Origin of the sequence: Helicobacter sp. 219-2 (assembly GCF_030053225.1) — a bacterium.
Lineage (GTDB): Bacteria > Campylobacterota > Campylobacteria > Campylobacterales > Helicobacteraceae > Helicobacter > Helicobacter pylori_C.
The window spans coordinates 1,367,774-1,380,280 of record NZ_JASGBS010000001.1; the positions used below are offsets into that span (position 1 = coordinate 1,367,774).

The 12,507-nt window shown below is 39.6% G+C and carries 9 protein-coding genes and 1 pseudogene; 4 read left to right on the forward strand and 6 right to left on the reverse strand.

The features are described from left to right. Positions 1-6: 6 nt before the first annotated feature. The 6 genes and pseudogenes from guaA to P6280_RS06635 form a co-directional block, all read right to left on the reverse strand. On the reverse strand, positions 7-1,533 hold the full coding sequence (gene guaA, locus P6280_RS06610) for a glutamine-hydrolyzing GMP synthase (protein WP_283237338.1): 1,527 nt from the start codon (positions 1,531-1,533) through the stop codon (positions 7-9). A 3-nt stretch (positions 1,534-1,536) separates the two neighbouring features. Continuing rightward, positions 1,537-2,028, reverse strand: a complete 492-nt coding sequence (locus P6280_RS06615; RefSeq protein ID WP_283237339.1) for a hypothetical protein — start codon at positions 2,026-2,028, stop codon at positions 1,537-1,539. Positions 2,029-2,173: 145 nt separating this feature from the next. Continuing rightward, a pseudogene (locus P6280_RS07725) lies at positions 2,174-4,559 on the reverse strand (molybdopterin guanine dinucleotide-containing S/N-oxide reductase). Positions 4,560-4,665: 106 nt separating this feature from the next. Beyond that, positions 4,666-5,256 carry a DUF3972 domain-containing protein gene (locus tag P6280_RS06625; RefSeq protein ID WP_000352078.1) on the reverse strand — a complete coding sequence of 197 codons (591 nt, stop codon included), beginning with the start codon at positions 5,254-5,256 and terminating at the stop codon, positions 4,666-4,668. 24 nt (positions 5,257-5,280) lie between these two features. Then, positions 5,281-6,603 carry an aminotransferase class V-fold PLP-dependent enzyme gene (locus P6280_RS06630; protein ID WP_283237340.1) on the reverse strand — a complete coding sequence of 441 codons (1,323 nt, stop codon included), beginning with the start codon at positions 6,601-6,603 and terminating at the stop codon, positions 5,281-5,283. A gap of 18 nt (positions 6,604-6,621) precedes the next feature. After that, positions 6,622-6,936 carry a histidine triad nucleotide-binding protein gene (locus P6280_RS06635; protein WP_001100349.1) on the reverse strand — a complete coding sequence of 105 codons (315 nt, stop codon included), beginning with the start codon at positions 6,934-6,936 and terminating at the stop codon, positions 6,622-6,624. Between the two features lie 80 nt (positions 6,937-7,016). On the opposite strand from P6280_RS06635, the gene pheS reads away from it, so the two are divergent. From pheS to P6280_RS06655, 4 genes are read left to right on the forward strand one after another with little or no spacing between them, the layout of a single operon-like run. Then, positions 7,017-8,003: a phenylalanine--tRNA ligase subunit alpha gene (pheS, locus tag P6280_RS06640; RefSeq protein ID WP_000557105.1), complete on the forward strand. Its 987-nt coding sequence runs from the start codon at positions 7,017-7,019 to the stop codon at positions 8,001-8,003. Then, positions 8,003-10,297 (forward strand): phenylalanine--tRNA ligase subunit beta, encoded by a 2,295-nt coding sequence (gene pheT / locus P6280_RS06645; RefSeq protein ID WP_283237341.1) that lies wholly within the window; start codon positions 8,003-8,005, stop codon positions 10,295-10,297. The genes pheS and pheT overlap by 1 nt, the downstream gene beginning before the upstream one ends. Before the next feature lie 14 nt (positions 10,298-10,311). After that, positions 10,312-11,601 (forward strand): 3-phosphoshikimate 1-carboxyvinyltransferase, encoded by a 1,290-nt coding sequence (gene aroA / locus P6280_RS06650; RefSeq protein ID WP_283237342.1) that lies wholly within the window; start codon positions 10,312-10,314, stop codon positions 11,599-11,601. Further along, positions 11,591-12,415: a 4-hydroxy-3-methylbut-2-enyl diphosphate reductase gene (locus P6280_RS06655; RefSeq protein WP_283237343.1), complete on the forward strand. Its 825-nt coding sequence runs from the start codon at positions 11,591-11,593 to the stop codon at positions 12,413-12,415. Before aroA ends, P6280_RS06655 begins: the two co-directional genes overlap by 11 nt. The last annotated feature ends 92 nt before the right edge of the window (positions 12,416-12,507 follow it).

A 12,507-nucleotide genomic window follows, 5' to 3' on the forward strand; every position in this document is an offset into this window, starting at 1 on the left:
GGATAATCATTCCCATTCAATCGTTCCTGGTGGTTTAGAGGTAATATCATACACCACCCTATTGATACCGCTCACTTCATTAGTGATACGATTAGAAACCTTTTCTAAAAAAGAATGCTCTAAAAATGAAAAACTCGCCGTCATGCCATCGCTCGCATTCACCGCCCTTAAGCAAATAGCGTTTTCATAAGTGCGATTATCCCCCATAACCCCCACAGAACTGACATTCAATAGCACGCAAAAAGCTTGCCAAACCTTGTCATACAAATTGGCCTTTTTAAGCTCTTCTATAAAAATAAAATCCGCTTCTTGCAAGCGTTTGATCTTACTCTCGCTGACTTCGCCTAAAATCCTTATCGCAAGTCCAGGCCCTGGAAAGGGGTGGCGCATTAAAAAATCCTGGCTAACGCCCAATTCCTTACCCAACAAACGGACCTCATCTTTAAACAATTCCCTTAAAGGCTCTATGAGTTTAAAGTCCATCCATTCAGGCAATCCGCCCACATTATGGTGGGTTTTGATCACTTTTGAAGGCCCTTTAACGCTCACGGATTCAATCACATCAGGATACAAAGTGCCTTGAGCTAAAAACTCAATTTTGCCTTTTAAATGGTGCTTTTTGGCTTCTTTTTCAAACACTTCAATAAAGGTTTCGCCGATGATTTTTCGCTTCAATTCAGGCTCGCTCACGCCCTTTAATTTAGACAAAAAGATTTCTTTAGCGTCTATCGTGTTTAAAGGGATTTGCAAGTCTTTAAACATCGCTTGCACCCTTTCTTTTTCATTTTTACGCAACAAGCCATGATCCACAAAAATAGCGATCAAATTATCCTTAATGGCTCTGTGTAATAGCGTAGCGACCACCGTAGAATCCACGCCCCCACTCACCGCACACAAAACCTTAGCGTTAGCAATTTTTTCTTTCAAGCGCGCCATTTCTCTTTGAGCGAAATGCTGCATCCCCCAAGTTTTTTCACAGCCGCAAACTAAAAGGGCAAAATTTTCTAAAATCTTACCCCCTTCTTCGCTTTGAATGACTTCTGGGTGGAATTGCAAGCCAAAAATCTTGCCGTTTTCAATCGCGCAATGGGGGGAATTAGGGCTTTTTGCAAGGGTAGTGAAGCCTTTAGGCAATTCTATAACTTTATCCATATGGCTCATCCACACAAGGCTTTTAATTTTCACGCCTTCAAAAATCACAGAATCTTGAGTGATTTCTAAAACAGCCTTGCCAAATTCTTGCTCGTTCGCATAGGCCACTACCCCCCCAAAAAAATCCACCAAATACTGCATGCCATAACAAATCCCTAAAATCGGCACATTCAAATCAAAGATTTTCCCGTTAGGCTTGTAAGCATCTTTAGCATACACGCTCGCTGGCCCCCCACTCAAAATCAAACCTTTAGGGGCTTTTTTTTGAATGTTTTCTATGCTTTCAAAAAAAGGGACTATTTCCGCATAAATCCCGCTCTCTCTCAATCTTCTAGCAATCAGCTGTGTGTATTGGCTCCCAAAATCTAATACTAAAATCATCGCTCATTCTTTAATCTTTGTTTGTGTTTTATCATACTGGCTCTTATAATCCACTCTGTAGTTCTCAGCTAACTCAGGCACTTTTTGCACAAACCAGCGTTCTAATTTTTCTAATTCGTATCTGTAATTTCCACCTTTTGAGCAATATTGAGTATCAATCAGCGAAAACGCATAGAGCGTTTTATTTTCTTTAGACTGGAATAAAAACTCCTTATGGAATAGCGCTTTTTCAGGCATGCCGCTCATCAGAGTCTCAGGCAATAAAAAAGCGTCAAAATCACAAAGCACTTTTTTACTCAACTTGTTGCTTTTGGTAATCACAAAAATAACCTCTTTTTTCATGTCTTGTTTAAAAGCTAATGAAAGCACATTCAAAAAGGGCGGAGTTAAACTTTTATCCACCCTAACCTTAAAGGCTTTGGAATCCCCTAATAAGACTCCCATAGACAAAACCAACCCCATGCAATATTTCAAACTCGTTTGAAAAATATTCATCTTTTATCCTTATAAGCATCAATATTAAAAACAGAAATTAAACGCATTGATTAGGTATTATAATATAAAAATTGAGAATTATGCTTTAGCTTGGCTAGTGCTCAAGTCTTTCTAAAACACTCTCATGCTGGTATTTTCACTCCTTTTAAGCCCCAATAATGCTTGGTGTTGAAATGGAATGATAGGGCTTGACTAATTCATACCTTCTGAGTTTTCTGATATTAACTAAGGCGGTATTGGCTGAAATGGCTTGTGTCATGCTGCTTGTGGGGCGTAAAGAAGTGAGCGTATTCACATGCCCTGCATTGCATCGTGGGTTTCTAACCCCCACATCTTCTGGGTCATACCACGCCCCTTTTTGGATACTCAAAACCCCTTGACGGATATTCTTAGTTACAAACGCCCCCACTAACAACCTCCCCCTAGCGTTAAACACTTCTACAATTTCACCATGCCTAATGCCTAATTTATTAGCATCTAGTTCGTTGATCATTACAGGCTCTCTGCCTTGAATTTTATACACATTCCTAACCCAAGTGTTATCAAGCTGTGAATTGACACGGTATTTTGGGTGCGGAGATTAAATGGAACGGGTAAGTCTCAGCCATTTTAGAGCCTAGCCACTCAGCTGGCTCAAACCAAGTAGGATGCCCTTTAGAATCGGCCCGTTTAAAATCCGCGCATTTTTGAGAAAAAATTTGAATTTTCCCGCTCTCTGTATCCAGCTTATTATTAATAGGGTCTTGCCTGAATTTCGCATGACGCACAAACTTTCTCGCATTTTCAGGGATTTCAAACTCCACAAAGCCATCTCTCCAAAACTGATCAAACGATTTCAAAGTAGGGCCATCGCTTTTTTCATAAAGGCTCTTAATCCATTCCATGTAACTCTTAGATTCAGTGAATTTCTGCTCCGTTTCATTGCCCCCAATGCGTAAAGCAAGCTGTCCGAAAATCTCATAATCGTCTTTAGATTCATAAACAGGCTCTATCACCTTACGCATGGCATAAACCACATTTTTAGAATAACTCCCTCCAAAAGTAATATCATCTCTTTCCATAGCGCTAGTGGAAACAAAGACAATATCAGCAAATTTTGCCGTAGGCGTCCACCAAGACTCATGCACGATCACGCAATCTAAAGTCCTTAAAGCGCGAATCAGCTCGTTTGTATCAGCTTCATGCCCCAATAAATCCGCCCCACAATTATGAATCATTTTGATTTTAGGCAATTTGAGTTTTTTACCCATAAAATCAATTTCTTTATCCGGATTTAAAATCGCTTCAGAAACCCTAGATGCTGGAATAACGCTTTTTACAGAATTATGCCCTTGTGAGATCATAGGAACAATTCTTGCCCCTGAGCTTGCTTGAGCGTTCCCTCCATAATGCATAGAAAAGCCAAAGCCCCCACCAGATAAGCCCACTTGACCAATCATACTGGCTAAAACAATTAACGCCCAATCAGGTTGCTCGCCATACTGAGCTCTTTGCATGGTCCAATTACCCGCTAAAAAAGTGCGTTTAGAAACAAACAAATCCGCTAATTCTTTGATTTTTCTGCACTCACTCCAGTGATTTGAGACGCCCACTCCAAAGTCTTAGACGCATTATCGCTCTCTCCTAGCAAATAGGGTAAGAATTTATCAAAACCATCAGTGTATTTAGCGATAAACGCTTTATCGTATTGATTGCTCGTATAAAGATAATGCATCATGCCTAGCATTAACGCTACATCAGTATTAGGGCGAATGGGTATCCATTCAGCACTAAAGGCTTGAGCGGTTTCGGTATAAAGGGGATCGATACTAATGAATTTGATACCAGCTCTTTTATATTTAGGGTAGTAGCCATCATTGACATGGTTTGGCACAAAATAATCAATGCGGTTGCACTTGAATAAATCCGCCCCCCACATGACATACACCTTATTTTAATCATCTCTTCATGAGTGGTTTGTTGCAAATAGACTTCCATATCCCCTACAATCATAGGGTTTATTCTTGCGGCCGCGCCATTGCCATATTCCCCATCAGTGCCAATAGCCCCCCCTAAAGTCGTGTTAAAAAAACGCCATGCCAAATGATGACAACGATGCAAGAGCTACCCGCATGCCCCCAGCCACCATAACTGGCGTTATAGATGTTTTCTTTAGGGATTTCTTTAAGCTTTTTAGCCGCTAAATCCAACGCCACATCCCAACTCACACGCACAAACTCTTCTCTCCCGCGCAATTCTTTGTGGTTTTTTTTGTTTTCTAAGAAGCTCTTACGCACGCAAGGATACTTCACCCTACTATCTGAATACACCCTATCAACCATCGCTTTTAACATCATGGTAGGGTTATAATCGCTCTTTTGGGGGATAATATCTTTAATCACTCCATTTTGAACCTTTGCGATAAAGAGGCCAAAATGCGTTGCATGCGGAATGGATTCTACTTTTTCAAAAACACCAACAGCTTTTAAAACATTAGTGCTAGCGAGTGCGATTGGGATTTTTGTTAGGATACTTCTGCGTGAAATGGACATGGTTTTCCTTCAAGCTTACATTTTATTAAAATACCCCAAATTCTAATATATATTTACATAAAATTATCGCTAATAAGCCCGCAAAGCCTGGGGTGTTAATTTAAAACTACTTTTTATTCACGCTGCTCATGTCAGCGACTTTCCCCCACATCAAGCGGTATTTCCTCTTCATAAATTCAATTTCTTCTCTCGCTTGATTGAGTTCGTCTCGCAAAAGATCAATGGTTTTTTTATCTTCTTCATAGACTTCTTGCATAGAGATTAAAGCGTCTTTTAAAAACATGTTTTCATTTTTAAAGGCTGAAATCGTTTCATCTTTAGCGCCAATGACCTTATCATGCAAGTTTAAAATCGTGTTAATGGTCTTTTCCACAAACACAGGCTCTAAAGAACGCCCGTTCATATCCATAGAAATCAAATTGTTTTCTACCTTTTTGATTAAAGCGTTTGTCCCACTGCTCGCATCAATTAAAAGCTTGTTGTCGCTTATTTTGCTTTTAATCTTACCAATATTCACTAATTCTAAGATCCTTTCTTTAGGAAGCCCTGAAAGGCGGCTAAACTCTTCTAATTCAATCCATGCTAAAGCGCTCAAATCTTCTAAAACCACCGGCTCTTTAGACTCTCGCTCTTTATCCTCTACCTCTTGCTCATTTTGTTGCACCGCTTGCGCTTTATTCAAATCTAAAATATCCAAATTTTTCCTTAAAATAGTTTTAGCTTAACGCAATTTTTTAACCGCTTTTTTCAAGCTGTCTAGCAAATAATCAATATCGTTTATGGAATGCGTGAAATGCAAGCTCACTCTAAGCCATCCGGGTTTAGCGTTAAAATCGCTTGACTTTTGAGCGTTAAGATTCAATAAATCATGCCCATAAGGCCCCGCGCAAGAGCAACCTGCCCGGGTTTCAATAGCGTATTCATAGCTTAAAATTCTCGCTAAATCATAGGGCGAAATCCCTCCAATATTAAAAGCCACTACCCCCACACGACTCGCTGTTAAATTCCCATAGATATTAATAGCGGGCAATTCTTTTAAGCCATGCATGAGCACTCTTAAAAGGTTGTTTTCTTTCTTGTGGATAAAATCCAAACCGCATTCATCTCTTAATTGATACGCTAGAACGCTCCTGTAAAATTGCAACAATCCTGGCGTGCCAAACTCTTCTCTCAAAGGCAATTCATCAATAAATTCATGCCGTGTGCAATTAGCGTATTTAATCACGCCCCCTGCGCTAAAACTCGGGGCAATCTGCGTGTCAATCAAATCTTTAGAAATGCCTAAAAGACCGCACCCTCCAATGCCCCCTAAAAGCTTATGAGGCGCATAAAAACCGGTTTGGTATTTGCAATCTTTAGGGTTAGCATGCGCACTAAAATTCGCTAAATCCAAAGCCAAAGCGGCCTTATATTTCTCGCACAATGATGAAACTTCTTTTAAGGGCGTAAGCAGTCCGGTTACATTAGAAGCCGCGCTCACAGAAACCAAGCTGTTAGGGGATTTTTTTAAAATTTGCTCTAAAATTTCTAAATCCAATAAGCCATGTTCGTTTAAAGGGATACGCACCACTTCACACAAGCCTTCACGCCAGCTAATTTCATTAGAATGATGCTCATAAGGCCCTACAATCACACGCTTTAAAGCCATATCTTTCAAATACGGCTCTAAATTCTTCTTCGTTTTTGAAGGGATACACACCCCTAAAATTTCTTGAAATTTCTTAATCGCTGAGCTCGCCCCATACCCCGCGCTCAAGACGCAATGATCATCGCTCAAATTTAAAGAACGCTTTAACTTTTCTTGGCACTCTTTTAAAAGCATGCCCATCAAAATCGCATGTTTAGAAGCCACAGAATGAGCGTTCGCATAATAAGGCAGTAAAGATTTCACGCGCTTTTCCACTAAAGCACTCGCTAAACCTGAAGCCCCCCAGTCAAAATAAGACACCCCTTTTTTTAAAATAATACTAGATTTAACCTGCTCTAAAGGACTCTCATTAGGGTTGAGTAAGGGAGCAAAACTCCTATTTAAAAACGCTTGCACGAAATACCACCAACGCTTTTAATGTTTATCCCCGCTTAAAATATGAAAATGCAAATGCATCACCTCTTGGCCTGCGTTTTTACCCACATTCGTTAAAAGCTTGTAGCCCTTTTCTTTGATGCCTAATTTTTCCACCACTTCAAAAATAAAACTTGTCATTTGCGCCATAAGCTCTGGGGTGATGCCATTAAAATCCTGAATGCTTTGTTTGGGGATCACTAACGCATGCACTTTAGCTTTAGGGTTAATGTCATAAAAGGATAAAAAACGCTCGTTTTCTAAAATCTTAGAACAAGGGATTTCGCCTTGGATTATTTTTTCAAACACATTCATGCTTTTTTGCTCCCTTTTAAGGTTTTTCTTTTATTAAAGTTGTATTATAGCTTTTTAAAAATAAAATATAAGGATCGTTATTGCACACCTTAATAGAGCGATTAGAAAAGGTTACTAATAGCAAAGAGTTAGAAGAAGTGCGTTTGAATGCTTTGGGTAAAAAAGGGGTTTTTGCGGATAAATTCAACCAGCTCAAAAATCTGAACGGCGAAGAAAAAAACGCCTTTGCTAAAGAAATCCACCATTATAAACAAGCGTTTGAAAAGGCCTTTGAGTTGAAAAAAAAGGCGATTTTAGAGCTTGAATTAGAAGAACGCTTGAAAAAAGAAAAAATTGATGTGAGTTTGTTTAACGCTATTAAAACAAGCTCTTCTCACCCCTTAAATCACACTAAAAATAAAATCATTGAATTTTTTACCCCATTAGGATACAAGCTTGAAATCGGCTCTTTAGTGGAAGATGATTTCCATAATTTCAGCGCTTTAAACTTGCCCCCTTACCATCCTGCAAGGGATATGCAAGACACTTTCTATTTTAAAGATCACAAGCTTTTAAGGACCCACACTTCGCCCGTTCAAATCCACACCATGCAAGAACAAACCCCACCCATTAAAATGATTTGTTTAGGCGAAACCTTTAGGCGCGATTATGATTTGACCCACACGCCCATGTTCCATCAAATTGAAGGGCTTGTCGTGGATCAAAAAGGGAATATCCGTTTCACGCATTTAAAGGGCGTGATCGAAGACTTTTTGCATTATTTCTTTGGAGGCGTGCAATTAAGATGGCGCTCTAGCTTTTTCCCTTTCACAGAGCCAAGCGCTGAAGTGGATATTAGTTGCGTCTTTTGCAAGCAAGAAGGCTGTAGGGTTTGCTCGCACACAGGCTGGCTGGAAGTGTTAGGCTGTGGCATGGTCAATAATGCGGTGTTTGAAGCCATAGGGTATGAGAATGTGAGCGGGTTTGCTTTTGGCATGGGGATTGAAAGATTAGCCATGCTGACTTGCCAAATCAATGATTTGCGCAGTTTCTTTGAAACTGATTTGAGAGTGTTGGAGAGCTTTTAATGAAACTGAGCGTTAATGATTTGAATGTTTTTGTAGATACGCCTAAAGATATAGCCAAACTCTGTGAGGATTTGAGCCGCTTAGGTTTAGAGGTGGAGAGCTCTGTCCCTTGTGTTGCTCCTAAAAATGTGGTTGTTGGTAAAGTTTTAGAAAAAGCCCCCCATAAAAACGCTGAAAAACTCAGCGTGTGTCAAGTGGGTGTGGGCAAGGAAGTGTTACAAATCGTGTGTGGGGCTAAAAATGTCGCGCCAAACCAATTCGTGCCAGTCGCTTTAAATGGGGCGCTAATAGGCTCAACAACCATCGCTAAAACTGAACTTAGGGGGGTTGAAAGCTACGGTATGATTTGTTCTAGCAATGAATTGGGCTTCCCTAAAATCAATGATGGCATCTTGGAATTAGATGAGAGCGTTGGGGAGTTGGTTTTAGGGAAAGGATTAAACGAATACGCCCCTTTCAACACGCATGTTTTAGAAATTTCATTGACTCCTAATCGTGGGGATTGCTTGAGCGTTTTAGGGATTGCCAGAGAAATTAGCGCGTTTTATCACACGCCCCTAAAGCCTATTAAGGCTTTAAATTTTACGCCAAAAAGCGATCTGATCACGCTTTGTGCGGGTGAAAATATTGAATCGCATCTGGCCTATTATTTGATTTGCAACCATTCTTTAAAAACCCCTTTAAGCGTCAAACTTTCGCTCGCTCATAACAATGCCTTAAGCGAAAACGACCTAAACAATTTCATAGAATTTAGCGCGCATTTTAGTGGGGTGGTAATGAACGCTTATAGCATGAATGCAGCCCCTATTGATTTGAGCGTGAAAAACGATGAAAACAACCTTGAAAGCGTTTATATTAACCATCAAAAACGCTCCACTATCGCTATCAAGCATCAAGATCAAAAAGATTTGAGCGAGTATTTGCTTTTAGAAGCGAGCTATACTGATCCTATAAGCCTGTCTTTAAAATTACACGCCCTAAAAGATAAAACGCTTCAAAAAGACAACGCCCTTATTTATAGAAGCGCTAGGGGGAGCAACCCTAATTTATCAGACGGCTTGAATTTTTTAAGCGCTCATTTGAAAGCGGCAATTTTAGAAAGCAAACAAACTAAGCATGCCTTAAAAGATCGCACCCTTAAATTCAAACTTGAAGACATTACCGAGATTTTGGGGCTTGCCATAGAAGAAGAAACCATTCAAGGCATTTTAAAAGATTTAGGCTTTAAAGTCAGCATCAAAGAGCCAAACTCAAAACCCCAAATTTTAGAGGTTGTTGCACCAAATTTCAGGCATGACATTAAAACGATCCAAGATATTGCTGAAGAAATCTTACGCTTTGTAGGGATTGATCATTTGATTTCAAAGCCCCTTGATAGCGTCAGTAACAAGAAATCAAACCCCCATTACGACACGCACCGCTTTTTTGAAAACCTTAAACACAAGGCTCTCGCTTGCGGTTTTAAAGAAGTCATTCATTATGTGTTTTATTCTAAAGAAAAGCAGCAAAAACTAGGCTTTGAAGTTTTAGAAGATCCCCTAGAATTGCAAAACCCTATCACAACGGAGTTAAACACCCTGAGAACGAGCCTTGTTTGCGGGCTTTTAGACGCCAGTTTAAGGAATAAAAATTTAGGGTTTAAAAGCATAGCCCTTTATGAAAAAGGGAGCGTGTATAACTCTAAAAGAGAAGAAATCCAAAAACTAGGCTTTTTAGCGAGCGGCTTACAAAAAAAAGAAAGCTACCCTGATGCTAAAGGCAAGGCTTGGGATTTTTATTCTTTTGCCGAATGCGTTTCAAAAGTTATAGGGGATTTTAGCTTGGAAAAACTGACCACTCAAGCCCCCATTAACCACCCCTACCAGAGCGCTAAAATCATTCAAAATCACAAAATCATAGGCGTGATCGCTAAAATCCACCCTAAAGTGATCCAGGAATTAGATTTGTTTGAAAGCTATTACGCTGAGATAGACGCTTTTAAACTCAAACGCCATGCCATGCTATTAAAACCCTTTAGCATTTATCCTAGCAGTGTGAGGGATTTGACTCTAATCATTGATGAAAACACCGCTTTTAGCGGGATTAAAAAAGCCCTAAAAGACGCCAAAATCCCTAATTTAAGCGAGATTCTACCCCTTGATATTTTTAAAGAAAGTAATAATTCCATAGCTTTAAGCGTGCGTTGCGTGATTCATTCTTTAGAAAAAACCCTAAATGACGAAGAGGTCAATTCAGCCGTGCAAAAAGCGCTTGAAATTTTAGAAAAAGAATTTAACGCCCGCCTTAAGGGATAAATAAAGGATGACATGTGATAGAGCTTGACATTAACGCTAGCGATAAATCGCTCTCACACAGAGCCGTTATTTTTAGCCTGCTCGCTCAAAAGCCTTGTGTCGTGCGGAATTTTTTAATGGGAGAGGATTGTTTAAGCTCTTTAGAAATCGCTCAAAATTTAGGGGCTAAAGTGGAAAATACCGCCAAAAATTCTTTTAAAATCACGCCCCCAACGGCTTTAAAAGAGCCTAACAAGATTTTAAATTGCAACAATTCTGGCACCAGTATGCGTTTATACAGCGGGCTTTTAAGCGCTCAAAAAGGCCTTTTTGTTTTAAGCGGGGACAATTCCTTAAACGCGCGCCCCATGAAAAGAATCATTGAGCCTTTGAAGGCTTTTGGGGCAAAGATTTTAGGGAGAGAGGATAACCATTTCGCCCCCTTAGTGATCTTAGGGAGTCCTTTAAAAGCTTGCGAATATGAAAGCCCTATCGCTTCAGCTCAAGTCAAAAGCGCTTTTATTTTAAGTGCCCTACAAGCTCAAGGCTCAAGCATCTATAAAGAAAGTGAGCTTAGCCGTAACCACACAGAAATCATGCTTAAAAGTTTGGGAGCTAATATTCAAAATCAAGACGGCGTTTTAACGATTTCACCCCTAGAAAAACCCCTAGAAGCCTTTGATTTTACCATAGCTAATGATCCGTCTAGCGCGTTTTTTTTCGCTCTCGCTTGCGCGATTACGCCAAAAAGCCGCCTTCTTTTAAAAAATGTCTTGCTTAACCCCACCCGCATAGAAGCTTTTGAAGCGTTGAAAAAAATGGGCACTTCCATAGAGTATGCGATTCAATCCAGAGATTTAGAAATGATTGGCGATATTTATATAGAGCATGCCCCTTTAAAAGCGATTAACATTGATCAAAATATCGCTAGCCTTATTGATGAAATCCCTGCTTTAAGTATCGCTATGCTTTTTGCAAAAGGCAAAAGCATGGTCAAAAACGCTAAAGATTTACGATCTAAAGAAAGCGATAGGATTAAAGCGGTTGTTTCTAATTTCAAAGCTTTAGGGATTGAGTGCGAAGAGTTTGAAGACGGATTTTACATAGAGGGATTAGAAGATATAACTCAATTAAAACAGCGCCTTTCTCAAAAAAAAACCCCCCTTATCCAAAGCTTTAATGATCACAGGATTGCGATGAGTTTCGCTATCTTAACTTTAGCATTGCCTTTAGAAATTGACAATTTAGAATGCACAAACATTTCTTTCCCGCAATTCAAACGCTTACTCAATCTATTCAAAAAAGGGAGTCTCAATGGAAATTAAAATGGCTAAGGATTATGGTTTTTGTTTTGGCGTCAAAAGAGCGATACAAATCGCTGAAAAAAATCAAAACAGCTTGATTTTTGGTTCGCTCATTCATAACGCTAAAGAAATCAATCGTTTGGAAAAAAACTTCAATGTGAAAATTGAAGAAGACCCTAAAAAAATCCCTAAAAATAAGAGCGTGATCATAAGAACCCATGGCATTCCTAAGCAGGATTTAGAATACTTGAAAAATAAGGGGGCCAAAATCACTGATGCGACTTGCCCGTATGTGATCAAACCCCAGCAAATCGTGGAATCCATGAGCAAAGAAGGGTATCAAATCGTGCTTTTTGGGGATATTAACCACCCTGAAGTCAAGGGCGTGATCAGCTATGCCACTAACCAGGCTTTAGTCATCAATTCGTTAGAAGAATTGCAAGAAAAAAAATTGCAACGAAAAGTGGCTTTAGTCTCTCAAACCACCAAACAAACCCCCAAACTCTTGCAAATCGCTTCTTATTTGGTGGAAAGATGCACTGAAGTGCGTATTTTTAACACGATTTGTAACGCTACTTCTTACAACCAAAAAGCCGCTTTGGATTTGAGTAAGGAAGTGGATATTATGATAGTCGTGGGCGGTAAAACTTCTTCAAACACCAAACAGCTCTTAAGTATCGCCAAACAGCATTGTGAAGACAGCTACTTGGTAGAAGATGAAAACGAATTAGAGTTAGCGTGGTTTAAGGATAAAAAATTGTGTGGGATTACCGCTGGGGCTTCCACGCCGGATTGGATTATAGAAAATGTCAAGCAAAAAATCAGCACGATTTAACACATTTTGAAAATTTTCTTTAAAAAAACCGCTAATTGTTAGTTTTTAAACGATTTTGTAAGCCAAAAAAGGATACAATACCCCTAAGGATT